Source organism: Paenibacillus sp. FSL H7-0943, assembly GCF_037963265.1.
GTDB lineage: Bacteria > Bacillota > Bacilli > Paenibacillales > Paenibacillaceae > Paenibacillus_AQ > Paenibacillus_AQ odorifer.
This window is the reverse complement of the sequence record NZ_CP150148.1, coordinates 866,789-892,588: the sequence shown is the minus strand read 5'-3', so window position 1 is coordinate 892,588 and position 25,800 is coordinate 866,789. Positions and strand designations below refer to the sequence as shown.

Annotated in this window: 20 protein-coding genes; 6 read left to right on the top strand and 14 right to left on the bottom strand. The window is 44.6% G+C overall.

Annotated features, from left to right (window positions below):
* On the bottom strand, positions 1-675 hold the full coding sequence (locus tag NSQ55_RS03910; RefSeq protein ID WP_339171384.1) for a MarR family transcriptional regulator: 675 nt from the start codon (positions 673-675) through the stop codon (positions 1-3).
* A gap of 168 nt (positions 676-843) precedes the next feature.
* On the opposite strand from NSQ55_RS03910, the gene NSQ55_RS03905 reads away from it, so the two are divergent.
* Complete coding sequence (locus NSQ55_RS03905; RefSeq protein WP_280753659.1) at positions 844-1,467, top strand: NAD(P)H-dependent oxidoreductase; 624 nt, start codon at positions 844-846, stop codon at positions 1,465-1,467.
* A 20-nt stretch (positions 1,468-1,487) separates the two neighbouring features.
* Here NSQ55_RS03905 and NSQ55_RS03900 read toward each other — a convergent pair whose 3' ends face one another.
* Genes NSQ55_RS03900 through lpdA form a run of 3 tightly spaced genes read right to left on the bottom strand, consistent with a single transcriptional unit; the run spans position 1,488 to position 4,643 of the window.
* Positions 1,488-2,639 (bottom strand): ABC transporter permease, encoded by a 1,152-nt coding sequence (locus tag NSQ55_RS03900; RefSeq protein ID WP_339171381.1) that lies wholly within the window; start codon positions 2,637-2,639, stop codon positions 1,488-1,490.
* Positions 2,623-3,252 carry an HlyD family efflux transporter periplasmic adaptor subunit gene (locus NSQ55_RS03895; RefSeq protein WP_076128586.1) on the bottom strand — a complete coding sequence of 210 codons (630 nt, stop codon included), beginning with the start codon at positions 3,250-3,252 and terminating at the stop codon, positions 2,623-2,625. The genes NSQ55_RS03900 and NSQ55_RS03895 overlap by 17 nt, the downstream gene beginning before the upstream one ends.
* Entirely contained in the window at positions 3,249-4,643 is a 1,395-nt protein-coding gene (gene lpdA / locus NSQ55_RS03890) for a dihydrolipoyl dehydrogenase (protein WP_339171378.1), read from the bottom strand. Before lpdA ends, NSQ55_RS03895 begins: the two co-directional genes overlap by 4 nt.
* Before the next feature lie 193 nt (positions 4,644-4,836).
* Between lpdA and NSQ55_RS03885 the strand changes: the two genes are divergently transcribed.
* Positions 4,837-5,403, top strand: a complete 567-nt coding sequence (locus tag NSQ55_RS03885; protein WP_339171376.1) for a TetR/AcrR family transcriptional regulator — start codon at positions 4,837-4,839, stop codon at positions 5,401-5,403.
* Between the two features lie 44 nt (positions 5,404-5,447).
* Here the strand turns inward: NSQ55_RS03885 and NSQ55_RS03880 are convergent, their stop codons facing one another.
* Positions 5,448-6,290 carry an aldo/keto reductase gene (locus NSQ55_RS03880; protein WP_339171373.1) on the bottom strand — a complete coding sequence of 281 codons (843 nt, stop codon included), beginning with the start codon at positions 6,288-6,290 and terminating at the stop codon, positions 5,448-5,450.
* A 223-nt stretch (positions 6,291-6,513) separates the two neighbouring features.
* Here NSQ55_RS03880 and NSQ55_RS03875 point away from each other — a divergent pair, with 223 nt between their 5' ends.
* On the top strand, positions 6,514-7,503 hold the full coding sequence (locus NSQ55_RS03875) for a DUF4003 family protein (RefSeq protein ID WP_339171370.1): 990 nt from the start codon (positions 6,514-6,516) through the stop codon (positions 7,501-7,503).
* Positions 7,504-7,524: 21 nt separating this feature from the next.
* Entirely contained in the window at positions 7,525-7,971 is a 447-nt protein-coding gene (locus tag NSQ55_RS03870) for a GNAT family N-acetyltransferase (protein WP_076128576.1), read from the top strand.
* On the opposite strand, the gene NSQ55_RS03865 is transcribed toward NSQ55_RS03870, so the two are convergent.
* The 3 genes from NSQ55_RS03865 to NSQ55_RS03855 all read right to left on the bottom strand — a co-directional run bounded on the left by NSQ55_RS03865 (position 7,899) and on the right by NSQ55_RS03855 (position 12,727).
* A complete protein-coding gene (locus NSQ55_RS03865; protein ID WP_339171367.1) occupies positions 7,899-8,534 on the bottom strand; it encodes a hypothetical protein in 636 nt (211 codons plus the stop codon). The genes NSQ55_RS03870 and NSQ55_RS03865 overlap by 73 nt on opposite strands.
* 832 nt (positions 8,535-9,366) lie before the next feature.
* Entirely contained in the window at positions 9,367-12,012 is a 2,646-nt protein-coding gene (locus tag NSQ55_RS03860; RefSeq protein ID WP_339171364.1) for an FtsX-like permease family protein, read from the bottom strand.
* A 13-nt stretch (positions 12,013-12,025) separates the two neighbouring features.
* On the bottom strand, positions 12,026-12,727 hold the full coding sequence (locus NSQ55_RS03855) for an ABC transporter ATP-binding protein (protein WP_036684849.1): 702 nt from the start codon (positions 12,725-12,727) through the stop codon (positions 12,026-12,028).
* Positions 12,728-13,001: 274 nt separating this feature from the next.
* Here NSQ55_RS03855 and NSQ55_RS03850 point away from each other — a divergent pair, with 274 nt between their 5' ends.
* The gene (locus NSQ55_RS03850; RefSeq protein ID WP_076098706.1) at positions 13,002-14,777 is read left to right on the top strand and encodes an ABC transporter ATP-binding protein; all 1,776 of its coding nucleotides are present in this window, start codon (positions 13,002-13,004) and stop codon (positions 14,775-14,777) included.
* On the top strand, positions 14,764-16,539 hold the full coding sequence (locus tag NSQ55_RS03845) for an ABC transporter ATP-binding protein (protein ID WP_036684845.1): 1,776 nt from the start codon (positions 14,764-14,766) through the stop codon (positions 16,537-16,539). Before NSQ55_RS03850 ends, NSQ55_RS03845 begins: the two co-directional genes overlap by 14 nt.
* 82 nt (positions 16,540-16,621) lie before the next feature.
* Here NSQ55_RS03845 and NSQ55_RS03840 read toward each other — a convergent pair whose 3' ends face one another.
* The 6 genes from NSQ55_RS03840 to NSQ55_RS03815 form a co-directional block, all read right to left on the bottom strand.
* Complete coding sequence (locus NSQ55_RS03840) at positions 16,622-19,987, bottom strand: HEAT repeat domain-containing protein (RefSeq protein ID WP_339171360.1); 3,366 nt, start codon at positions 19,985-19,987, stop codon at positions 16,622-16,624.
* Positions 19,988-20,162: 175 nt separating this feature from the next.
* Positions 20,163-20,915 carry a peroxide stress protein YaaA gene (gene yaaA / locus NSQ55_RS03835; protein ID WP_339171357.1) on the bottom strand — a complete coding sequence of 251 codons (753 nt, stop codon included), beginning with the start codon at positions 20,913-20,915 and terminating at the stop codon, positions 20,163-20,165.
* Positions 20,916-21,011: 96 nt separating this feature from the next.
* On the bottom strand, positions 21,012-21,260 hold the full coding sequence (locus NSQ55_RS03830; RefSeq protein WP_339171354.1) for a hypothetical protein: 249 nt from the start codon (positions 21,258-21,260) through the stop codon (positions 21,012-21,014).
* Between the two features lie 31 nt (positions 21,261-21,291).
* Positions 21,292-22,848 (bottom strand): glycosyltransferase family 39 protein, encoded by a 1,557-nt coding sequence (locus tag NSQ55_RS03825; protein WP_076302900.1) that lies wholly within the window; start codon positions 22,846-22,848, stop codon positions 21,292-21,294.
* Positions 22,849-23,520: 672 nt separating this feature from the next.
* Entirely contained in the window at positions 23,521-24,390 is an 870-nt protein-coding gene (locus NSQ55_RS03820; protein WP_076128561.1) for an aminoglycoside phosphotransferase family protein, read from the bottom strand.
* A 52-nt stretch (positions 24,391-24,442) separates the two neighbouring features.
* A complete protein-coding gene (locus tag NSQ55_RS03815) occupies positions 24,443-25,330 on the bottom strand; it encodes a hypothetical protein (RefSeq protein WP_248549422.1) in 888 nt (295 codons plus the stop codon).
* Between the last annotated feature and the right edge of the window lie 470 nt (positions 25,331-25,800).

Below are 25,800 nucleotides of genomic sequence, written 5' to 3'. Positions count from 1 at the left end.
CTAATCAAAAGGGGTGAAAAACATAGCTTGGAGAACTGCCTTAGCCTTTTTGAGGTTACGCGTATCCAGTTGGTTAAGCATGTCTACGATTTGACTCATTTCATCGTTTTTCATTGCCTCAAGAGATTCTCCAGTGTTTAATAGTTCTTCTTCAGCAACCGATTCCGAATGAACCCATGATGCTTCTAAAGTATCCCTGAACGCTTGGATCAGAAATAACAATTCATCTGTGTTATATCTCTGTAGAAACCGGTTTATCCCTTTATTCATCTGATGATGTAGAGCTTGGTGCAAAACGAATATTTCTTTACCCAGAGGTGTTGTAAGAAACAGCACTTCTTTTTTATTAACGGGAAGATACTCCGTGCGAATAATTTGCTGCTGCACTAATTTTCTAGTGATTTTGGACACGCTGCCTTTCGGAATTCCGAATTGCTTCGAAATGGTAGTGCCATTCACCGGCTCAAGCTGTCCAATCGCATCTATTACATGCAGCATCATGACTGTGGAGTCTTGGAGGAAATCAATGATAAGGGGGTTACTGCAGTTCTGAATCAACCATTCCTTCTCTTCATCATCCTCCGATTGAAATCGCTTTTGTAGTTGGGGAATCATCTCTATCATTTTTTTTATCAAAATATCCTTATTAGGTAAGTTCTCGAAAGAATGCGTCACTGTTAAGTCTCCTCGTAAATTCATCTTATGCACATTTTAACAAGACACAGATCATAAATAAAGTTTCCTAGAAATAATATTGACAACAAGGAAACTTAAAACGTATTATTGTTTCCATAGTTAATATTTTATTTCTAGGAAACAATAATACGAAAAGAAGGTATTTATATGAATGTCTTAATTATTTTTGATCATCCATACGGAGCAACAGCGTCCGAGAATGTCCCCCATCAGCGAAGCTATTCCGCAGCCTTATTAGCCTCCGTAATGCGAGGTCTCACCACCAAAGGCCATACGATTGATCTTATCGATCTGCATGCCGATGGATTTGATCCAGTCATGTCGCACGAAGAACTCACTGCTTGGCGGCAAAAGAGAACCCCCGACCCGCTAGTCGCCAATTATCAGCAGCGTCTTATAGCAGCGGATCATATTGTCTTCATTTTCCCTATATGGTGGGAAGCCATGCCCGCTCTTACCAAAGGTTTCCTTGATAAGGTATTCGCAAAAGGCATTGTCTACGAAGAAACTAAACCTGGGCGGCCCTTCAAATGCTTACTCCCGAATATTAAAGGAGTGTCCCTGCTGACCGTAATGAACACGCCCGACTTCTTTTATCGTTGGATTTTTGGCAACCCCATCACCAAAATTCTATTCAGAGGCACCTTCCGCAAAATGGGAATACGGAAGAACCTCCGTTGGTATAATTATGCCGGGATGTCAGATCGCAGCTTAGAAGAGCGGGTGAAGCATCTTGATAAAACAGAACAACGGTTTGCACGACTGGACTAAACTAGACTAGATCAAATTACTCAAGCGCTGACTGATTCTGAGAACTGAATCTCTGGTTTCTTCATCTCCCTAAGCACCAGCAATCCAATGAATAAGGATACAACGCCGATAATCATCAGCAGCGCCCCCAGCTCCTGACTGTAGGCTGTTAGCGCCCCATCCCGAAAAGCCATTCCACGTATGAGGCGATTAAGCCAGTTCATAGGTAATACCCATGCGGAAATTTGAAAAAACTCTGGAAAGGCAAGTGGACTCAGCTGGATTCCAGTAGCAAGAAACGACGGATACAACACGAAATTGGTTCGTAAATTAACTTTGGATACATCTTTGGCAGTATAACCAATCAACAGACCCATAAGCGACAAGGCAAAGGCATATACAAACAGTGGAATAATAAACAGGTAAGGCGCTGCTTCAAAGCGCATTCCCCCCACCTGCTTTAATAAGCCATAACATAGGAGCAGCGAAATAGTGGTCAAAACAGCGTAAGGTACACTGCGAACCCAAATCTGCCAAGGAGACTTCCCGTTTGCAAAGAGTTTCCCCTCCTGCCGCAACCGAGGGACAATTGAACCCGCTGCGCTTGTTGTAATCATCAGCACCACAATATTCACAAATCCAATGACCATAAAACCCACATAACTTGTGGTCGGGTTAAACAACATCCGCTGCTGGAGAGATAACGGAGAAGCAAGCCCTTTAGAGGTTTCGGCATCCACCCCCTTTTGGAGGAGCCGGGTCATAGAAAGAGTCACATTTTCCGTCTGGATCACTTCCTGAATCGCAGTCCGGATACTGGTTAACCCTGATGGCATTGTATTATCCATTAAGATGCCAATATTTGTTGATATCCCCTGCTGCTGATGTTGCCCCAACTCTTTGGGAAGCATGATGACCGCTACAGCCTGCTCATTTGCCAGTAACGTCTCTGGGTTCAGGCGGCTGGAGTACACATTTGTTACGTTCATATATGGAGAGGCATTTATCTTTGAGATCAGCTGTCGTGAATACGAACTGTGATCCTCATCAATGACAATAACATGCGATTCGCTGATTTGGTTCTTCGAGAACATTAAGCCAAAAAACAGGGCCGCAATAAGCGGACCTATAAAAATCAGGCGTAAATACTTACTACCCGCCACGTACTTCCATTCGTCAATCAGTGACTTCATCGAGCTTCACCTCCGCTGTCATCCCCGGAAGCAAATCAGCATTCCCATCCATAGTTACACGGACAAGAAACATGCTTAAATCGGCTTGCCCTTTTTCACGTGACATACGTAAGCTCGCAAATTGAGGCGCGGCTGCGATAGATGTAATTACACCTGTCACCTCCGTTGGGTGCTCCAAATATGGAAAATGAACGCCAATACTTTGATTCACCTCTAGCTTTTGGATTTCACTTTCTTGTATGTAGAGATCTGTATAAAAGCTGTTTTTTTGCAAAACCGCCATTGGCATTCCTAGCTGGACTAGATCTCCCGGCTTTACAATAATCTTGTTGACTGATCCGTCCTCCGGCGCAACTACATCCGTTTCTCCTTCAGCAGATTTAACCTTAAACAGCACCTCTCCCTGTTTTATAGAATCACCTGCAGCCACACCGACCTCGACAATTGACCCTGGACTATTCTGATAAAATATTGTCTTCTGCTCCGCATCCAGAATCCCTTGTTTCCTGCTCTCAGCCTGACTGACTGCATCCTTTCCTTTTACAGCAAGAAGCGCCCCTCCAACAATCAGCACAATCGCAATTCCTATATATAGCCCTGCTTTTATCTTCATTTTCCACTCTCTTTCATCACCATTTTTTTAACTGCATTTTCAGCAGCCTCCATAATTACTTCTCCCAATGTGGGATGAGGGTGAATGGTCATCGCCAAGTCCTCCACAGTGGCTCCCATCTCAATAGCAAGAGCAAGCTCCGACACGAGTGTGGATGCCTCTACTCCAACGATTTGTGCACCCACTACGACTCCTGAATTTAGGTCCGCTACAAGCTTGACGAAACCTTCCGTCTCCCTCAAGGCCAAGGCTCTCCCGTTAATCCCAAAGGAGGATTTGCCAATAACCAGCGAAATGCCTTTTGTCTTTGCTTCTGTTTCACTTAAGCCGACACTGGCCAGCTCTGGGTGCGAAAAAACAACGAGCGGGATGGCTCGATAATCAACTTCGGAGGAGAGACCTGCAATGGCCTCTGCCGCAATCTTGGCTTCGTAGGATGCCTTGTGAGCGAGAGTCGGGCCTGCTGTAATATCTCCAATTGCAAAAATATGTGGGATAGCTGTTCTGCACTGTTCGTCCGTCGCAATCAATCCCCTACTCGTCACTGGCAAGCCTATGCGATCTAGTCCTAAATTGCCGTCTGTATTTGGTTTTCTGCCCACAGTAACTAACACATATTCCGCTGTAACATGCTGCTGTTCCTGATTTTTTAAATAATGCAGTGTAATGGTATCTGCACTCTCTACTACGTTCACAGCTGTCGCTCCGGTAATAATCTTCATGCCATCGGCTTTCAGCTGCTTTCCAACAGGGCTCACAAGCTCCGCCTCAAATCCAGGCAGCACTTGTTCTCCCCCTTCCAGAATCGTTACCTTTGTTCCGAATTTGGCATACATCTGCCCCAGCTCGACACCAATATAGCCCCCACCTATAACTACTAGGCTAGTTGGAATCTCAGGGAGCGACAGCGCTTCTGTGGAAGACAAAATACGTCCGCCAACAGGAAAGGCTGGCAGCTCAATCGGACGAGATCCTGTAGCCAGGATAGCGTTTTTAAAGGATAAGGTTTGCTCCTGTCCAGACTGACTGATGATAGCTGTATGTTCATCCACCAAGCTAGCCTCTCCTTCGAAAATGCTCACCCCAGCAGTCTTTAATAAATAACTGACTCCACCTGCCTGCTTATTCACAACTCCTTGTTTAAAATCCTGAGCATTTTTAAAAGATGCTGACGCATCTGCAAAATTGAACGGTCTGAGCAAATTATAGCGATGTGATTCAGCAATTAATGCTTTGGATGGGATACATCCAACATGTGTGCAGACTCCGCCAAGCTGGTTGCGTTCAACAATCGCTGTTTTCAACCCAAGCTGTGCAGATCGCAGCGCCGCCACATAACCTCCCGGACCTGATCCAATGACCAATGTTTCTACGGCTTCAAGCTTACTCATCTCCTGATACCTCCTGTTGAACTTTTTAAAATATGATGATCGTAATATATTATTACCATCATATTTTAAAACAGTCAATAACCTTGCCTCGCCTTTCACAAGCTAACTTTCTCAGAATCGCTAAATTGACAGGCTTTATTATGACGCCTATAATATTTTAAAAGTAGAACTATGAAGCTGTGGAGTGATTACAATGCCGTATCCCAAAGGTCATAAAATAAAAGTGCGAAATAAAATCGTTGAAAGTGCTGCTCAGGCTTTTCGCACCAACGGTATTCACGATGTAAGCGTTCCGTTCATTATGAAGGGGGCCGGATTAACTCATGGGGGGTTTTATTCCCATTTTGACAACAAAGAACAGCTTGTAGCGGAAGCCTGCCGGTATGCCATCAGCGATACCATCGCACTTCTGCAGAGGGTCGCTGACCAGGAAGAGCAGAACCCCAAAATCGATGCTGTCATTGATTATTATTTAAGTCCGTATCACCGCGACAAAATGGAGATGGGCTGCATTATCCCTGCCCTTTCTAGCGAAATATCCCGTTCCTCAGAAGAAGTTCGGCAGGTATTCACGCAGGAACTGGAGCGGATGATTGCTTTTATCTCTGATCTGGCGGGAATTGACGCGTCCAAAGGTAGCGCACTGTTCAGTACTATGGTTGGCTCCCTTGTTCTTGCACGGACGGTTAAAGATCCTGAACTGAGCGACAACCTACTCTCGTCTGGCAAACAGTATGCCAAAGCGCTAGTAAGAGCCTAATATAAAAAAACACGCCAATAAATGGCGTGTTGTAGTTAAATTTATTAAAATTCCTCATACGATGCGGGATCTTGATCAGCTATGCGACCTGTTGGCGAGGTTAATGCGGAAATAACGGTCATCTCCGCTTCCGATAATTCAAAATCAAAAATATTCAGATTATCACGCTGATGCTCTAGAGAAGAAGCCTTTGGAATGGGAATAGCCCCAAGCTGTATATGCCAACGTAAGATAACCTGCGATATCGATTTATTATGAACCTTGCCTATTTCCGCTATTTCCTCATTTTCCAGTACACTGCTAGCCCGTCCCAATGGACTCCACGATTCAATCACTACCCCATGCTCTTTGTTCCATGCACGTTGCTCTTCCTGATTAAAATGAGGATGCAGCTCAATCTGATTCATACTCGGCGCTATACCAGTTTCTTGTATCAAACGTTCAATATGCTCCGGCAAAAAGTTACATACACCGATGGAGCGAATCAAACCTTGCTTACGTGCCTCGATCATCGCCTGCCAGGCCTCAACATATAAATTCACTCTAGGGTTAGGCCAGTGGATGAGATAGAAATCATAGTAATCCAATCCGGCTCTGAATAAAGACTCCTGTATAGTAGACAACGCTTCTTTATAAGAGTGATGGCGTCCTGGCAGTTTGGAAGTAATGAGTAGCTCTTCCCTAGGCACAGAACTTTGCCGAACAGCATGGCCTACAGCACCTTCGTTCTCATAATTAAACGCAGTGTCGATCAGACGATAGCCAACATCAATCGCCTTAGTGATGTTCTGTGCTCCCTCAGTTCCGTTTAACGCGTAGGTACCAAAACCAATCGCAGGCACCTTCACTCCATCGTTCAATACGATTTCAGGTATTCTCTCAGTCATCGTCGCTCTTCTCCTTTGTTGTCATTTAAACCTCTGTCGATCCATCTTATAATTATTATAACATCCTCATAGTAAACTCAATCATGGGGTCACCTGAACAACCTCTAGCCTATTAGTAAGCCGCTTTCGTGGGCATCCGATTTATTTTTTATAGTAAAATGAATCTACAACACAGGATTTTCGTAATGTTATGAATTAAAAGTAGAGATAAGAGGTGTATCCAATGAAGGAGCAATATCCTGCTAGGCTTGAATTGTTCGCAGACAACGCTCAGAGGATCAAAAAAGCTTTTCCATGGCAAAATGCCATGGTTAATCGGTTAGCGGCACTATTGTATGCTGTAGAAGACAAAGTTGCAGATGACGAAGCCATCCGTGCCAGCTATGAGCTAATTAAGGAGAGTACCGGGATTTTCTCTCAATTTAGAGGGACTTCGGTGATCAGTATTGCTGCCCTGCTCTCTCTTTCTGACGAGAAGGAAACTCTGCTTGCAAACACACTTGCCGTGTATGATTTAATGAAGGAAGCCAAATTCAGAGCTTCTGATTATCTCGTCGTTGCTGCCTATCAAATCGCTGCTAATGAAACATCGGATCAATATCAGCGTACGGTAGAACGGGCAAAGCTATTTTACGATAGTATGAAGGCAAAACATCGTTTCCTTACCGGACAGGACGATTATATCTTCTCCGCGATGCTTGGTCTTTCCGATATCGATGTTGAGAGTGGCGTGGACCGCATGGAGCAGCTCTATGTAACGCTTAAGCCCGAGTTTATGTCAGGCAACAGTGTGCAAGCCCTGACCCAGGTATTGGTTCTTGGGGAAGAAGCCCCTCAAGCAGCGGACCGTGTATTGGCATTAAGAGATGCATTTCGTGCAGAGGGTATCCGGCTAGACAAGGAATATACCCTCTCCTCACTGGGCGTGTTATCCCTGCTCCCTTGCAACAAGGAGGACATCGTTACTGATGTCTCGGAGACTTACGAATTTTTGCGTACAAAAAAGGGCTTCGGGAACTGGTCTATTAGTAAGCAGGAATTACTGCTCTTGTCTTCTGCACTGGTAGCCTTCAGATCTGTGGAGGATGTGCAAAACGGCGTATTAACTACGATGCTTTCTACCAACATTACCAATATTGTAATTGCGCAACAGGCTGCTCTTGCCGGGGCAGCGGCTGCATCAGCTGCGGCTGCAGCTTCTTCTTCGAATTAGATTGAATCGTGAGGGAAAGATATGGACTCAATAAAAATCTTCACAACTAGAAATGAAGAATTGTTAAACCGTCTACTGAACATTTGGGAATCATCCGTGCGGCATACTCATCTTTTTCTATCCGAGCAGGATATTGATGCTTTGCGGCCGCTGGTCACGCAGGCGCTTGAGGGCATAAGCGATTTGTTTGCTTTTACAGATGATGAGGAACAGTTGCTTGGCTTCATAGGGGTTCAGAATAATAAGATTGAAATGCTGTTCGTAGAACCTGCTGCAATGGGAAAAGGGGTTGGAAAAGCGCTAGTAGCTTATGTCATGCAGAAACTCGCCGTATACCTCGTGGATGTGAATGAGCAAAATCCCCAAGCTTTAGGTTTCTATGAGCATATGGGATTTCAGGTTTTTGAGCGTTCAGCACTCGACGAACAAGGTAATCCTTTTCCTATCCTGCACATGTCGCTTAAGTAGCTTTTTCCTATGCAGGAGACAGTTCGAAGCATTTTAATATTGTAAAAAGACAACAGAGCAGCGATTCTCTCGTTTGAGAACGCTGCTCTGTTGTCTAGTTGTCTGCAGTTTAGGTTGGCGAAGCAAGAGCGGATAGGAGAAGCTAGGCGTAGATAGGCGAAGCGGCTCCGAGTATTCGGCTCAGCTGTATCTACTTCTGCATCTACATCTACATCTGCATCTACTTCTACTTCTTCATCTACATTTACTTCTACTGCTACAGCTACTTCTACTTCTACTGCTGCTACTGCTACTGCTACTGCTACTGCTACTGCTACTTCTGCTTCTGCTTCTGCTTCTGCTTCTGCTTCTGCTTCTGCTTCTGCTTCTGCTTCTGCTTCTGCTTCTACTTCTACTTCTACTTCTACTTCTACCTTTACATCTACTTCTGCTTCTACCTTTACATCTACTTCTACTTCTACTTCTACTTCTACCTTTACATCTACTTCTGCTTCTACCTTTACATCTACTTCTACTTCTACTTCTGCAACTACTTCTAAATCTACGCATATACCCTCGTGCACATCGCCAAATCAATGCTCTCTGTTGCTTCCGGACTCAGATGACGCTATTTGCTCATTTATCACCTTTGAGGCATAGTTTCGGACTCCAGTGTCGCTATTCTATAGAAAGAGCCTCATTTCTGGCGTTTTTTATGCCAATAGCTGCTATGGAGTCCGATACCATGGCAAATGGCGGATAATCCGGCGTTTAAGGTCATCTGGGTCCGATAGCGTCCGATAGCGTACAATATCGTCAGAAACCGTCGGATGGCATCTGATAGCTTCGGGTCTTAACCATCCCCTGTTGCTTTCGGACTCAGATGACACTATTTGCATATTTATTGCCTTTGAGGCATAGTTTCGGACTCCAGTGTCGCTATTCTATAGAAAAAGCATCATTTCTGGCGTTTTTTATGCCAATAGCTGGTCCGATAGCGTCAGGTCCTAACCATCCCCTGTTGCTTACGGACCCAGAGGACGCTATTTGCTCATTTATCGCCTTTGAGGCATAGTTTCGGACTCCAGTGTCGCTATTCTATAGAAAGAGCCTCATTTCTGGCATTTTTTATGCCAATAGCTGCTGTGGAGTCCGATAACATTCCAAATGGCGGATAATCCGTCGTTTAAGGTCATCTGGGTCCGATAGCGTCGGGCATAGATTCAGATAACAAACAATATCGTCAGAAATCATCGGATGGCATCGATAGCGAACGATAGCGTCGGTTCCTAACCATCTCCAGTTACTTACGGACCCAGGGGGCGCTATTTGCTCATTTATCGCCTTTGAGGCATAGTTTCGGACTCCAGTGAAGCTATTTCATAGAAAGAGCCGCAGCTCTGGCATTTTTAGATGCTATTCCACCGACTTCAAAGCCTCTATCATATGGATTCGTTTGAGCTTAATATGCATGAACGCCATGACTATACCGGAGAACAATAGGGTTAGGAGCGCCGCATAAATATAACTTGGCCACTTGATGATCGGAGCGAACATCGTCGCATCCAGCTCGGCCGTCTTCAGGACGAAGCTATGCAGCACTATGCCGAGACCCGATCCAGCCACAATACCGAGTAGGCTAAGCAGCATATTTTCGCGGTAAATATACATGGTTACTTCCTTGTCGTAGAAGCCCAGTACCTTAATGGTTGACAGCTCCCGGATCCGCTCGGACACATTGATATTGGTCAAATTGTAGAGGACGACAAAAGCCAATGCCGCCGCTGAAACAATGAGCACCAAGGTTACAACGTCCATACTCTTCATAGTCTCATCGAAGGCGGAGCCTACACTGCTGGAAAAGCTGATGGCAGCGACGCCCTCATTAGCCGTCAGCTTCTCACCAAATTTGTCTTCCCATGTTTTATCATGTGCGGTGTAGTTCAGCAGTTCTGTATTGAATAGCGGTTTTTCTCCGAACACAGAAGCATAATACGCCGGTGTCATATAAATATAGTGCATTACATAATTCTCTGTAATCGCCGCGACCTCAATCTCGAACGTCTCATTATCTTTGTCCACCACGGTCAATTTATCACCAGACTCCAGCCCATACAGCTTAGCTAGCTTCTCTGAGATAATAGCCCCATCATCCGTAAGCATCCGCCCTTCTCCACTTTTTCGATCCCGCAACTCCACGAAATCGGATAAAGAGTTAACAGAGGTAGGAACGAACAGATGAACCTCTTGGTCATTTACACCAATAGCATGTGCGGTCATCCGTTCTTGCGCCACACTCAGCGTCCCAGTTACTGCAGATTCACCAGTGATTAGTTGGTCGTAGGCTTTTAGCACATCGGCAGATACATCTTCATGCAGTGCCACAAGTGCATCATATTTCATAATCGTGCCGAATTGTGACCCGGCGATGCTGCCAATTGAATCCTTGAGACCAAATCCCGTCAGGATCAGCGCTGTACAGCCAGCCACGCCGAATACAGTCATGAACATCCGCTGCTTATAGCGGAATAGATTCCGTGCGGTAACCTTTTGGACAAAGCTCAATCGCTTCCATATAAAAGTGATCCGCTCCAGTAAAATACGCTGGCCACTCTTTGGTGCCTTCGGACGCATCAATACGGAAGCATTGCTGCGTAGTTCTACCCGTGAGGCAATCCACGCCGTCAACGTAGTACATATTAACGCTACGATAACGGATATGATCGAATAGGAAAGATAGAAGTTCTTCGTGATATCCGGTAAATTATAGATTGCACTATACGCATCGTAGATAATACCCGGAAACAGGGTAAAACCAACCGCAAGACCCGCAATTGAAGCCGCCAGACTGGCAAGTGTACCATAGACCAGGAATTTCGCCATAATGTCGCGATTGCCATAACCGAGTGCTTTCAGTGTCCCAATCTGCAGGCGATGCTCCTCAACCATCCGTGTCATGGTCGTCAAGCTGACCAGCGCAGCAATCAGGAAAAAGAACACAGGAAACGCACTGGCAATCGCCGACAACCGATCAGCGTTATCTTTATATTCGGCATATCCCGGATTAGCGCTTCGGTCAGTAACGTAGACCTTAAGCTGCTCCAGCTCTGCAAGCTTTTGCTCCCCTGCCGCCAATTCCTCCTTGGCAGAAGCAAGTCCGGCAGCAATTGCCTTCATACTTGCAGCCTGTTCCTGCTGCACTTCCTCCGGCTGGCGCTGCAAATCCGCAAGCTGCTGCTCGGCGGCGGCCACCTTTGCGCGGCCACCAGAAAGCTCTTTCTCGCCTTCCGCCCGCAGCTCAGCAAGCCGTGCTTCCGGCACGCCGGACATCGCCTGCTCTACAGCATGGGTATGCTGTTCGATCAGATCTTCATACTCCGGCGAATAAGCCTTCACCCCGGCTGTATCCTTAAAGGACAGATAGGCTTCCGTATACACCGGAAGCTTGAAATCTGACTCCGGGATCGCGGCGAACGCATCCGCCGTACCTTTGCCGATCCCACTGGTGCCCCGGGTACTTTGCTCAATAAACTGTGGACTTCTAACAAAGCCAACTACGGTATACTCCAGTGTCTCGAAGTTGTTCGACAGCTCCGCATCCGTACCGTTTCCACTGAAAGATACCTTGTCACCCAACGCATATTCTTCCGCTAGCTTATCGTCCAGCACGATTTCACCGGAATGCTCCGGTAGATGGCCTTCAATTATACGGTATTGATTAAGTGGTTTATCCGTGTTGTAAGAATTGACTTTAAGTATTAAGGCATTATCACCTATGAATACATCTGCACTATAGCTCGGCTGAATCTCATCGATCCCCTGTACATTTCTGAGTAACCCGATGTTGTCTTCGGTCAGGCCGTAGTTAGTCTGCACCTTCAGATCCATCAAGCGCTGCTCTTTGTAAAAGGTTCCAGCTGTATTCAGCATATCTGGCCCAGTGGCCTTGATTCCGGCAAAAAAGCTGACGCCTAACATAATAATTGCAAAAATCGAAATAAACCGGGCTTTGGTATGCCCAATTTCACGAAAAATATCCTTCCACAATGCTCGCTTTTTCATAGATGCCTTCTCCTTACCATTCAATATCGTCAACGGATACCGGCGAAGGATTGATCACCATCTTCCGTACCTTAGCGTTGTTAATCTCTATAACCCTGTCAGCCATCGGGGCGATCGCCAGATTATGTGTAATTACGATGACCGTTGTCCCGGTGTTACGACAAGTATCCTGCAGCAGCTTCAGCACCTGCTTGCCGGTGTTATAATCAAGCGCCCCTGTCGGCTCGTCGCAGAGCAGCAGCTTCGGCTGTTTAGCCAACGCTCTGGCGATAGCGACACGTTGTTGCTCACCACCGGACAACTGAGCCGGGAAATTATCTAACCGCGCGCCCAGACCCACATCCTCCAGCACCTTACGTGCATCTAGTGCACGCGGGGAAATCTGCGAAGCAAGCTCAACATTTTCCAGTGTGGTCAGATTAGGTACTAGATTATAGAACTGAAATACAAAACCTACGTCATTTCGGCGGTAGCCTGTCAGCTCCTTGGCACTAAACTTGGCGATATCAATGCCATCCACAATGACCTGACCTTCATCGGCGGAATCCATGCCACCCAGAATATTAAGCACCGTAGATTTACCCGCACCACTTGGGCCGACGATCACGGCAAATTCACCTTTTTTTATCTCAAAATCAATCCCGTCATTCGCGACAATTACATTCTCGCCCATCTTGTAACGCTTGTACTCCCCTTTTACAGCAACAAAACTCATTCCTCTTCCTCCTGTCCCTATCCGAACTAAGTCTAATTACTCTACATTGTCTCAGTTTATCATAATTAGAACGCCCAAGCCCGAATGGCAAACCCTCATTACACAAGGTGAAATTCACATCATTAATAAGTTCATTTTTTTGTAACAATAATGTAACAAGGAAATTTTACCGTAAACGATACTTAGTCATTTGATAATGTTATAATCACTTTGTTTTATTTACTCTTTTCAGGCAAGAGTGAAAGAACAAGAACAATCAGAAACAGGTGATCAGATGTTCGAACTGAAATGGCTATGGCAGAACCTAGAGGGAAACCGGACGCGATATATTCTGGCACTCTGCCTTTCGGTGGTGGGCTCAAGTCTTACAATCGTGAATCCGTACATCAGTCAGCGCATTGTCGATACGTTTATAGCCGGTGACAACGCCCTGCAGAATCTTACACAAGAACGGCAATTATTGATTATGCTCTGTCTGGGCATGATCGGATTTTCTCTACTGCGCACAGGTCTCGCATATTTCACGACCATGCAGTACGAGATATCCTCGCAAAATATGATGTACAATGTCCGCATTTATTTGTACAACAAAATTCAGGGACAGGACAGAAAATACTACGATCATAATCGCACCGGCGATCTCATGACCAAGATGACAGGCGATCTGGACATGGTCCGTCACTCTATGGCCTGGATTTTTAAGACGATCATTGAATCGCTAACGATCTTCCTTGCCGCCGTTATCTATTTTTTCACCATAGATGCGGAACTGACGCTGTGGATGCTTATCCTGTCACCGCCCATTTTTATCGTGGCTTACATATTCGCTAAACGCGTCCGTCCTATGTATATTGACCTGCGTGAACGGCTGTCCCAGCTTAACACGACTACACAGGAGAATATCTCAGGCAACCGTGTGGTCAAGGCTTTTGCCCGTGAGGAATTCGAGGTCGAAAAATTCACAGAGAAGAATGTCAACTATTCTACAGCGAACAAAAAGGCCGCCCTTGTATGGCTTGATTATTTTCCTTATCTGGAATCCTTCGCTCAGGGCTTCAACGTAATCCTTATGTTGGTTGGTGGTTTGTTCCTTATGAACGGCCGGATCACCTTCGGTGAGTTTATGGCCTTCTCTTCGCTTATTTGGGCTATATCCAACCCTATGCGCAACATCGGTATCATTATCAACGACATTCAGCGCTTTTTTGCGAGCTTGTCCAAAATCGTAGATATCTATTATGCCCGGCCAAATATTGTTAATGAGCATACTGTCACTGACAAACGCCGTTATGAAGGCCGTATTGAATTCGATCATGTCCGCTTCAAATATGATAGCGCTATCGTACTGGACGATATTAGCTTTACCGTTGAACCCGGTGAAACTGTAGCAATCATGGGCGCGACAGGATCAGGCAAAACAACAATCATCAACCTCATCCCTCGCTTCTACGATGTAGCTGAAGGGCGCGTACTCGTAGACGGTGTTGATGTTCGGCAGCTGGAGCTTGATGAACTTCGTGGAAATATCGGCATGGCGACCCAAGATGTACTCTTGTTCTCTGATACCATTGATGGAAACATCGCCTATGGCGATCCTGATCTTCCGGAAGAAGATGCAATGGGTTATGCAGAGCTCGCAGCCGCACACGACTTCATTACCAAAATGCCTGAAGGTTATGATACCGTTGTCGGGGAACGCGGAGTCGGACTGTCGGGGGGGCAAAAGCAGCGTATTGCCTTAGCGCGTGCTTTGGCGGTACACCGTCCTATCCTGATTCTCGATGATACGACCTCTGCGGTCGACCTTGAGACGGAGGAGCATATCCAAAAAAGTCTACGTGAACTGGACTATCCTTGTACGAAAATTATTATTGCGCAGCGTGTATCTACTACCTCGCAAGCCGACCGTATTCTCATTCTGGATGGCGGGAAGCTAGTTGAGGAAGGGACACACACTGAACTGCTGGCGAAACGTGGTTACTATTACGAAGTGTTTAAACTGCAGAACGAGGGTATTGGAAGGCAGGTGACCGCAAGTGGCAAGGAATAAATTTGACGTCGATGAAAATCTTGAATCGCCGTTTAATATAAAACACTTCCGGCGTGCGATGGTATATATCAAACGAAAGAAAACCCCAATGATTGTTGCGTTCGTGCTCAGTGCACTTTCAGCAGCCATTTCACTGTCGGCTCCGCTGATCATGCAACATGTCATCGACGTGACCATTCCGGCAAAAGAGAAGCTTGCACTGCTGGGTTGGGCTGCACTGATGCTTGTGACCATCGTGGTCAGCGTTTATCTGGCTACGATACGCTCGCGCATCATGACGAGTGTTGGGCAGGATATTATTTTTGACATCCGAACGGATTTGTTTAAGCATCTGCAAGAATTGCCTTTCAAATATTATGACGACCGCCCACAGGGCAAGATCCTTATCCGGGTCGTAAACTACGTCAACGCCGTTTCAGATGTGTTGTCCAACGGGATTATCAACTTTATTCTAGAAATCGTGAATTTGCTCTTTATCGCAGCCTTCATGTTCGCTGTCGATGTACGACTCTCATTTGTCATCCTTGCCGGACTGCCAGTCTTCCTTGGCATCATGCTGCTGATCAAAACCCGGCAACGCCGGGCATGGCAAGCAGTGTCCAACAAAAGCTCCAACCTGAACGCCTATCTGCAAGAGAGCATTAGCGGTATTGGTGTGACACAAATGTTCTCCCGGGAACAACGTAACGAAGGAATCTTCACACGTCTCGCGGGTAATTTCCGTAAAGAATGGATGAAGGCTCAACGTTACAACTTACTTATTCCGTTCTCTGTAGACAACTTGTCTACGATCGTTACATCATTAATTTTCCTTGTAGGCCTACTAACACTGAGTCCTCAAGACATGACCCTCGGTGTCATTCTGGCGATGAGCAGCTACGCTGCCCGCTTCTGGCAGCCGATTCTGAATCTTTCGAACCTGTACAATAACTTCATCAACGCCGTTGCCTATCTTGAGCGTATCTTCGAAACGCTGGATGAACCGGTTACCGTCAGTGATATCCCGGATGCAAAAACACTGCCATCTGTACAGGGCCATGTCACCTTCGACGATGTAACTTTCGCCTATGACCCGGGGCTTAATATTCTGGAGAATATCTCCTTCAAGGTCAAAGCGGGAGAAAGCATCGCGCTGGTAGGACCCACAGGTGCGGGCAAAACAACCGTCGTCAATCTGATCTCACGCTTTTATAACATTTCCAGTGGTCAGATTCTGATCGACGGCCAGGATATCTCGCAGGTGACGTTAAAATCTCTTCGCAGTCAGATGGGGATTATGTTACAGGATAGCTTCATCTTCTCCGGTACCATTCTGGACAATATTCGGTACGGCCGACTGGATGCGACCGAAGAAGAAGTAATCGCCGCTGCAAAGGCCGTTTGCGCCGACGAATTCATCCGTGAATTCGATCAAGGCTACATGACAGAGGTCAATGAACGTGGCTCCAAGCTGTCTCAAGGACAGCGGCAGCTCATTTCGTTCGCAAGAACACTTTTAGCAGATCCGCGCATTCTCATCTTGGATGAAGCCACTTCTTCCATTGATGCGAAGACTGAGCGCTTATTGCAAAAAGGGCTGAATGAACTGCTTAAGGGACGCACCTCGTTCATTATCGCGCATCGCCTCTCCACCGTAAAAAACTGCGATCGTATTATGTACGTATCTAACAAAGGCATCGCGGAAAGCGGCTCACATGATGAGCTTATCGCACAACGGGGCCTTTATTACCGCCTCTACACAGCACAGAAGATGGAAGCTTAATTGAATAAACACCAAAAGAGCTCAGGCCGATTTGCAGCCTGAGCTTTTTTGATGTTTTATTATTTTCAAAAAATATCAAAAACTAATCTATCGCCGTCCAAATATTTAGCGCAAGTGAGCGAACCGCAAGGTTCGTGTGATCTCTGTACAACCGCAGACGCTCTGCAGGCTCTGGACTCCACAATAGAGCACTTCCGGCAACTTCAAGCAACGAAAGTCCAATATACTGAGATTCGTAACGACTCTCAGACCCTAGAACATCTACAATTTCCAATAAAGTTTCCGGACTCCAGTATCCCGTGCTCTCTTCTAAATTATACGCGACCTGCTTATAAACATCGCTTAATAGCTGGGGTTGATTTGAAATAGTGGTAACCATCCGATTGAGATAATTGGCGGATTCCTTCACATTATTCCAATCTATTGCTGCTATATACAATTTCATCACAGCTTGCTGTAAGGTCTCATCAGATGCCAGACAGTCAATCAGATCCGTATACAAAGGGATAAGGTGCATCCGGGTGATTTTTGGCAAAGCTATCAGCTGGTTGACTAATTTCAGTAGACGTTGCCGATGAGGCAAATCTCTTTTGGCAGTGGCGTTCCATTCATCCCTTATCGCTGCACTAACCAGTCTCTGACATACACCAACTACAACCTCATTGATCTTACCATCGCGACAGGTTTCTACCAGCGTGTTCATAGCAGTTTCCCATCTAGTGCTGTCTTCCAAATCCGTAATAGACTGAGCGGTGGCAGCTGCAACAATCCCTTCATTTCCATTTGTCCACCGCATCATAGAAATGAAAGCATATCTGCCAATATACGCATCTTGGTGCCTTGCGATTTCAAGGATTAATCCTAGATAACGTGGTCTAAAGTCTAGCGGAAGAGCATTAGGCTGTTGAGATAATAAACTTCCTGCAATGTCACTTTCTGATGAAGAAGCCATTGTACTTAACATATCCCAAGCGCGTTCATCATCTAAAAGCTGTTTCGCAGCATGCCCTATGGCTATGATTACATCCTTGTGTGCATTGGGTTTCTGGAACTCGTTCATCAATAGCGGAAGGCTGTCATCGCTTCTATAAGCGCCCAGTAAGCGGATGGCTTCTTTTCTGACAGTGATCTTCAGCTTATCCCGATTCAGAAGCTCTTTCAGCATGGTAACCAGTAACACCGGATTCACCCTGCGGATGCATCTGGGTATCGAGTACATGGCTACACGGGCCCGGTCCCCATCCAGATTCTCCAGCAGAACGGGAAGTGCCTTCTCCGGTTCTTCCATAAGCGAAAAGGCATGAAGTGCAGCTTCTACTACAGTTACTTCCTTATCCTGCATAAGCCCAAGTAACCTATCCGAACCGAGATCAGGCATGCTTGCCATGATCTTAATAACGCTTGCACGCTCCCAAAGATTACGTTTGGCATCGTATGCAATTTTTTCTAATAAGGCACTTAAAGCTTGTTGCTGACGTGGCAGCCATCTGTAGAATCCATCCGCGGCCGGCACAAGATAGATAGTTTTGCCTGATAGGAACTTGCCCTTAATGATAGCTCCTGAAATAAAAGGATCGAGCCATTCCTGACGCTTCAGATGCAGATGCTGGAACACTTCATGGATCGTAATATACGATTTATCTATAGCTAATAATTCCTTAACTCTGGCATCACGCGTTGTACGAGGCGCAAGCCAGTATCTGGCCGCTTGTATGGCTGTAGAATCCGCCTTTGCCCTCGTTGCTTCCTTTAACAGATTCTGAAGTTTTATGATGCCATAACCTCTTTTACCGAATGAGCTAGCTAGGCTTAACACCAGATTGTAATCTTCTCTTTTGTTGGCCTGTACAGCTAATGTATAAATTTCGTCGAAGATAATCTCTTCTACTCCCCGGGGTAAATTCTTCTCCAAGGATGGAAGGGAAAGCTGCCCATTCTGCTTGGCCAATTTCTGAATCGTTTTTAAAGAAAACTTAAACAGCTCACCATGAGGAAGTAATGCGTTATGCCGGAGAATAGCAAACGCCAGTTGTTGAACGGAAAATTTTGTGCCATATGAAGTATCTCTGGCCTCTATAACACTATCAACAAGCAAAGTAAGCTCTTGTACATGGGCATCTGTGAACACAGACGCAGGACTTTCCGATAGCTCTTTAAACACAGCGCCCCGGACAGGATCCTGATCATTTTTAATCCGGCCCAGGTACACCAAAGTTTCATTCATGCCCTGTCTCGACAGTACGGTACTTCTGATCAGCTGCATAAGCGCCGTGGCACGTTCGTCTGCACTGGATACCTGTGTTGCTTGTTCAAGTCCCGCTCTTGAATGAAGAATAGAACGGCAAGCAGTAAATCTGACTGTTCTCTCCCGGTCATCATTGATTTCACGAAGGCCAAGCATCCGGGTGGCTTCCTTGTCACGCAAGACATGTGGTAATACATATAGTAATCTTTCCGGAAAAATGCGTTCATTGCGTTTATCTTCTTCATACACAGCATCGAAAATGACCTTGCGGTTAGAGGGTGCAATATTCTGAAGCAGCTTTGCTATGTGCATAGGGTGATCTGCGAGTAGTTTCGCTATCTCAATCCATTGATCCATGGATAAATATTTTTTCCTTTTAAGAACAGCTTCAGGAACACCATAAGAAATCAGATCGCTCCGCGACTCCGTTCGTGTTAACAGCTGATACACCTTATTAGGATTTTGGCGTATAAGCGTGCCAAGCTGTTCTTTTAACGCAGGATGTATGATGCCCATGGGTCCATGATTCAGTGCACACTCCAGCACCAAATCTGCCTTCAGATTGCATAGGATCTCCAGAGCTGATGAGAATCTCCACCAGACATAGCCTTTTTCCCTGAGTGGTGTGCTTTCCAGTGTTGTTGCAAAGTATTCTGCTACTACGTTAAGATGCCGGCTGGATAATTTCTTCCAGTCTTTTATGGCATACCCGATATCAGCAAGCCATTTACTTACCGTAGCCGAATAACAGGCCGGCAATATAATCGCGGCTTCCTCCGCTCCCCATCGGGCATACACTACAGGCAATAAGCGTTCCGCTAATTCCTGACGGTTAATCTGTGAAATACTGTGCAGCAGCTTGCGGCGGCAATCATGGGATAAATGGGGGAGCTCACGTTCAATATCAGCATCCGAAGCCACCTTTGCCAAAAGACCCGCAGCCGTATTTCTGATACTTGCCTTGGGATGCCGCAGTGCTGATAGAATAATAGCATCATCTTGTGTTGCAATGGCGCCGATTAAGGCAAGTCGTGCTTCATAAACACCATCCTCCAGCAAAGAGGCTAGTAATTGGGAGTACTGGACAGATCCGAGATGATCACGGCCTAGGATTGCTACTTTCTTGATTCTGTCGGAATAACCTAGCGAATCCAATTCTTTAAGTAAGCTCTGTTTATCCAATGGATCTCTTTTGAAAATCATAAGTCCTCCTCGTTAACCTGTTCTTATTCCACCCGAACTTTATTCTCTATACCCTAATCTATCCCCTTTAAAAAAACTAGAATTCAGCATCTGGTTTCGTTGATCAAAAAATAAAGGTAACCCTGAAGCTGGTTATTCAACCCCCTTCAGAATTACCCATCATGTACTGCTTGCTCTAGTCATTCTTTTTCTGAATAAACACATACGTACTCTCATCCGACAGCTCATCAGCGAAGCTGAAATCAAATCCGTCGAAGCCTTTGATATCCTCCACACAGCTGATTTGCCGCTCAGCCATGAAGCGTACCATTTCACCTCTGGCCATCTTGACCAGGGTCGCTCTCTCTACTACCTTACCGCCGATCTCCTGCCCGAATACACAACTAACCATTCGAACATTCCCGCCAATGTAAGGGGAGATGCACTTGCTGTATTCCTTAGAGGCCAGATTCAGAATGATGTCAGTCTCCGAAAACAGCTGATCTGCCAGCTTCCTGTTCCAGAACTCGTAGATAGACTTGAAACCAGGTCCGCTAAGCTTTGCCTGCATCTCCAGCCTGTACGGAACAACGCCGTCAAATGGCCGGACGATTCCATAGAACCCTGATAATATCCGTAAATGCTGCTGAAGATATTCCAGCTCCTCCATTTGAAGTACCCCTGGTGCCATGTACTGGTACTGGATACCCTCATAAGAAAAGATAGCCGGTGTAAGATCCCGTGTTACATCCATATCCCGAATCCGTTCCACATTCAGCGTGGCGATGGCATCATTGCATTTCCATAACGATTTGGCTTCTTCATAATTCAACTTTTGTAATAAGGCCAGAAGAGTCTGCGACTCGTTTATGAATTGCGGCATCTGGCGGCAATCCAAGAAATCCGTATCCATCTTCATCTTCTTGGCAGGCGATATAATGATTCTCATGTTGCTCCCTTTTCTTCCCCCCGCGGGGAATTTAAATGTAACCTTATCCTATCACACTTAATCTTCGTAGGCTTGGGGCAAGTTCATGAAATTTGTTCACTGCCGTCCACCTTGTGCGCCACCGCTATCTGTACCTGGGTTGCCGTTTCTCCTTGTCCCACCATTCATGCCGGGAGATCCGCCCCCATCTTTACCCCGCCCGCCAGTGAAGCCCTGTCCCCCGTTCGCTCTTGACCCGGAGTCAGTACTCGTTATCTTCTGTGCGGTAATAACATCGCAGGAGACGAGCACCATGGAACAACTTAGCACTGCTATGAGCAAAGCGAAATATCGCTTGATCCGCATCTTTGAATCCCCTCTTTCCGAGCGAACATAGTTAACGTGGAAAATATCTTTTTAACATATAATCGTATACGTCCTTAAAACCCATATAGGATAATACGATCAGCAGCGGATACACCGGGTAAATATACCGGGACTTGATCTCCCATAAAAGATAGAATCCGATAAAGCCCAGCACTACAAGAATCAAAGAGGTCTCTTCAAATCTTTTGGCTCTTATTCCACCCATTAAGCGAACGAGTATAAATACATACATCAGAAAATTCAGAACATACAGCAGCCACAACATTCCACTTCTATAATTGGAGTCTGCCTTAAACAAATCCGTAGCAGCATTAGTGTAGCTATAACGGTCCATGACAAAGCCCATTCTTCCCCCGTTACTGGATGATCCGTCATTTCCGAGCCCATATCGTTCCATCTGGTAGGTTCCTTCCGTCCATGTCCAAACGATTTTTTTATAATACATCTTCACTAAGTCACTTAGGCCCGCCTCGGAGAGTTTATTACTGATTTCTTCTTTAAATAACTCCGTACTTTCTGCCTTATTATAATTTGCATCCTGCTGATAGATAGCGTAGCTCTCCCGGTTGTCCCAGAACCCAAACGTCTCCAGATTGATCCCCATATTCAGCCACATGTAGACAGGTGCGGAATTTTCGTTCATCGGTTCATCTGCAACATTCGTCGCCTGCAGCACAGCATTTTGCGTCCAGCCGGGAACATTAAACAATATGGCCGTGATAAACAAAGCGCTAAAAACCTTTTTCACCCCGATAGAACGTATGTTAAATAAAAGACCCGCCACCACGGTAATCAGAAAAATAACACCGATACTGCGGAAATAGTTGCCTATTGCCAGTAAGAGAGCTGCGAAGAGAATATCCTTAATGGACCTTCTTTTGATAAATCTTATGGCAAAATATAAAGCACTTGTCAGAAAGGCGGTAGCGATCACATCGTTATAGATAAAATTACTCATAAACAATGAAGGGATATAGGTTGCAGCAAACACGAGGACGCCATAATCCTTATCCTTGGACTTATAATTGAGCTCTTTATACAGCATGTAAATCATTAATGAGGTTAAGAGTGTAAACAGAATATTAAATATTTTGATTACCAGATAATTATCCGGAAAGATCAACAACAACGTCTTTAAATATAAAACGATCGAAAAATTAAACGGAAACATATGCAGATAGCCGTTCGTGTCAAACGACGAATAATCATTCCTGTACAGCATGTCGAGTGCCAATGAAAGGACTGTCTGCGAATCATCCGTCGGCAAGCGTGGAAACAGAAAGATAATCACCATCTGGATTGCAAAAGAAAACAGCAGTGTGGCTGGAATGACTATTTTCCAACTGTACTTATTAAGCTTCAGGCACATTTTATACAAAATAACGCTTAATGCCAGCACCACTGCGATCACTAGAATAAAAAGACCCAGCTGTTGTCTCTCCAAAATTGGCGTGTCCCCATATACGAAATAATTATATTTCGCCCTAATAAAAAAGGAGGATGCGATAAAAAGACCGATAAAGAATGCAAGTATGAGATACAATGTTTTTTGAATTCCTCTTATCATGGAAAACCTCCTTTGCGCAATCGAAAGCCCTTTACAATCCGCTGCCCCGATTCATAAAAAGCATTATAAACACCCAAACTGAAAATCCAATGAAAATCGGATGTTTGGGAATTCGCAAAGAAGAGATTTAGAAAGAGAGGTACGTCCTACAATTGGGAATCAAAAAATCGCAAATGTGATACGGAAGTTTCAAAATGGAGAGAGTTGCGGAGACAAAGAGAGGAAATGGAAAACTACTCCAATCCTAGGGAGTATTATGACAAGAGTCTTAATTCTCTTTCAAACGATTATGCTATACTGGTGGAGCAAATAGAATAGGCTTAAAGGGTCGGTCGGCTACCTCTCACCGAAGGGAGGGATGCCTTGTGACAGTGTTTGAAGCAATGATGCTTATGCTAACCTTTGGTTCGCTTATCGTAGCGCTGCTGTCCAATAAACGCAAATAGACCGCCCACTCACAAAGGCATGCGGTCTATCTGTCGTGTCCTATTTGCTGAAGCCTACCGCCCTTAAAAGCGGCTATTGCCTTGGGAGTCGTGTTACAGCACGGCTCTCTTTGCATTTTACGTCTTTTCTACCTTTAATATACCACAAATAATTTAATAACGTAATAATGTACGGTGTTACACTACATTTCCAATCTCCCAGAAAATCCATCCATCCTTGCGTACATCAGAACAATTTACTATCCATCTTTTTTAAAAACCGATTATTAGCGATTAAGCCTTTCACTCTCTTCGTTGTATTAGGCCCTTTCGGTGTGCTACCTCTTCTATTCAGCAAAATCCACCGTAGACATGCCCAAGCTTCAAAGATCTCAAGTTCTTCCTGATCCATATCATTTTCCAATAGATAAGCAGTTCTGAACACATCAGCATAACGCTCAGAGATATATATTTTCAGCAGAATAAGTGACCAGGCAAAATCATATCTAGAGTCTCCCAACTGGCCGTTCGTCCAATCGATTATGGTATATCGCTCTTTATCCTCCACTATATTTCCGATATGAAAATCCCCATGAATGATACAGTCTTGCTTCATTGGAGTTTGCTCAACCAGAGAAGTCAATACATTATAAATATCAGATTGTTCTTTAGCTTCAGGGAAAAAGTAGCCGATGAAATCGTATTTTGGCAGTTGTATATTTCCAATCTCTTCAACGCGAATTTTATGTATTTTTGCTAATAGGCTTGCGAGTTCCTTCATTTTCCTGGTATTCATTTTATGAATAGGGGTTCCGTCAAAACTTGTTAACAACACCTTATGTCCCTCCGGATTGATTCCCCAGCCCACTGGTTTAGAGACGGCTACTCCTCGTTCGGATAGAACATCCAATAAACGATATTGAAACTGGACATCCGGTCTGGATTCCTTATTCCATGTTTTCAGTACATAGCTCTCTTGATCAGAATTAATCCTCATGACCTCAGCTTCAAATCCTTGATCCATTGTATGCGCAGTTAAGCTGTCTTCCTGATTTAATAAGTCGTTTATGATTTCGTTGTGCTCTAGCCAATTTATGATAGATATAGGAGTTTTCAAAAATGGGTTCTTCCTTTCGGAGTCAGCTACAACAGATTAACGCAACTCAAAATTACAAATAACATAAAATAGATTGTTCTATCCAGTACATAAATACAGTATCCGGGCTTTCCTTTTCAAACTTTTTCATTTTTAAATACATATCCATTCCATCAGAAACATCATGCCATAAATCCGTAAATACAAAATCATATTTTTCCTTAGACATATGTTGTTCTGCATATTCGAAAGCATCTGCTTGGATAAGCCTGATCTTGTGAGCATTACTGAATTGTGGCAGTACATATTTATTAAATAAATCAATGACATCTTGATTTTTTTCAACAACCGTTATGCTTTCAACATTAACTTTTTCAGAAACCATATAAGCATAATAGCCAAGTCCAAGCCCAAATGTAAGAACATTCCCAAACGCTTTATGAACAGCTTCTTTCATTGTTTCTATTTCATTTGGTGTGATCGTCATCCAGATTCTTTCATTCTCCAAGACAGCCGGGAACATGAATTCAGTTTGAAAAAAACCAACCTGAGGAATTTGTCTTCCCTCTTCTGTCCGGATGATATCATTGCAAACAAAACCTTCAAAAGGTTTATATTTTTCATATTTTAATTCACTATTATTAATCTTTATAGTTGGTATCTTGATATTTTTATAATATGGATTGTCATAATATTCATTTGCATCAAGCTTATGAAGCATATTGCTAAAATATTGGTTGAACAATTCCTTATCATCAACATTATCAACCGTATCCATCCCAAAAGCAGCAGCCAGCATTAAACCAAAAGCGTATTCATAAGATACACCACAGTTTACGATTTCTTCAATTTCTTCTTTGTTAATAAAGTCGGGGGTATTATTCAAATAGCGGCTTAGTAAAGCAAACACTTTATAGTTATCTTCTTTTACTTTTTCTTTTATTACGTTATTAAATTCCATATTCTCACCTATTAATTAGAATTTGTTCCTATGTCTCATGTTAGTCTTTCCGGATTGACTAGTAGGCAATACTCTCATTTTACCATTTAAAAATCCAGAAGAACAAAAACCGCTTTACTAATCCGTGACAGTTACCACTTCTACAGTGAGAAAATCTCACGCCAAATCTTCTAGTTATATGGTTTATGGTCCATTTTCCGCCTAATCCGCTCAATATTTCGTTACCCTATGTTAGAATAGACGACTTGTATAATTTGTGAAAACTTTCACTAATAATCATGATTGATGGTATACTTAATAAGAAGATGAACTAAAGAGAATAACGATGGAAACTGTGGACGTAACCGTAGAAGATTTGAAGTTTGGAGAACAACAGCGACGCGCGCGCTTCTCCACTTCCAACTCCCTCTGATACTTCCTTTCTTTTTTGTCGGGTTCTTTTGGTACATCTTAATAGAGAAATATAAAAG

What these genes read in the sequence shown, in the direction of transcription:
- NSQ55_RS03860 (WP_339171364.1), bottom strand. Translation starts at nt 12,012, where the DNA reads ATGAAAAAGCGAGCATTGTGGAAGGATATTTTTCGTGAAATTGGGCAT.
- NSQ55_RS03830 (WP_339171354.1), bottom strand. Translation starts at nt 21,260, where the DNA reads ATGCGGATCAAGCGATATTTCGCTTTGCTCATAGCAGTGCTAAGTTGT.
- NSQ55_RS03870 (WP_076128576.1), top strand. Translation starts at nt 7,525, where the DNA reads ATGGACTCAATAAAAATCTTCACAACTAGAAATGAAGAATTGTTAAAC.
- NSQ55_RS03855 (WP_036684849.1), bottom strand. Translation starts at nt 12,727, where the DNA reads ATGAGTTTTGTTGCTGTAAAAGGGGAGTACAAGCGTTACAAGATGGGC.
- NSQ55_RS03850 (WP_076098706.1), top strand. Translation starts at nt 13,002, where the DNA reads ATGTTCGAACTGAAATGGCTATGGCAGAACCTAGAGGGAAACCGGACG.
- NSQ55_RS03905 (WP_280753659.1), top strand. Translation starts at nt 844, where the DNA reads ATGAATGTCTTAATTATTTTTGATCATCCATACGGAGCAACAGCGTCC.
- NSQ55_RS03840 (WP_339171360.1), bottom strand. Translation starts at nt 19,987, where the DNA reads ATGATTTTCAAAAGAGATCCATTGGATAAACAGAGCTTACTTAAAGAA.
- NSQ55_RS03885 (WP_339171376.1), top strand. Translation starts at nt 4,837, where the DNA reads ATGCCGTATCCCAAAGGTCATAAAATAAAAGTGCGAAATAAAATCGTT.
- NSQ55_RS03815 (WP_248549422.1), bottom strand. Translation starts at nt 25,330, where the DNA reads ATGGAATTTAATAACGTAATAAAAGAAAAAGTAAAAGAAGATAACTAT.
- NSQ55_RS03895 (WP_076128586.1), bottom strand. Translation starts at nt 3,252, where the DNA reads ATGAAGATAAAAGCAGGGCTATATATAGGAATTGCGATTGTGCTGATT.
- NSQ55_RS03900 (WP_339171381.1), bottom strand. Translation starts at nt 2,639, where the DNA reads ATGAAGTCACTGATTGACGAATGGAAGTACGTGGCGGGTAGTAAGTAT.
- NSQ55_RS03880 (WP_339171373.1), bottom strand. Translation starts at nt 6,290, where the DNA reads ATGACTGAGAGAATACCTGAAATCGTATTGAACGATGGAGTGAAGGTG.
- yaaA (WP_339171357.1), bottom strand. Translation starts at nt 20,915, where the DNA reads ATGAGAATCATTATATCGCCTGCCAAGAAGATGAAGATGGATACGGAT.
- lpdA (WP_339171378.1), bottom strand. Translation starts at nt 4,643, where the DNA reads ATGAGTAAGCTTGAAGCCGTAGAAACATTGGTCATTGGATCAGGTCCG.
- NSQ55_RS03825 (WP_076302900.1), bottom strand. Translation starts at nt 22,848, where the DNA reads ATGATAAGAGGAATTCAAAAAACATTGTATCTCATACTTGCATTCTTT.
- NSQ55_RS03875 (WP_339171370.1), top strand. Translation starts at nt 6,514, where the DNA reads ATGAAGGAGCAATATCCTGCTAGGCTTGAATTGTTCGCAGACAACGCT.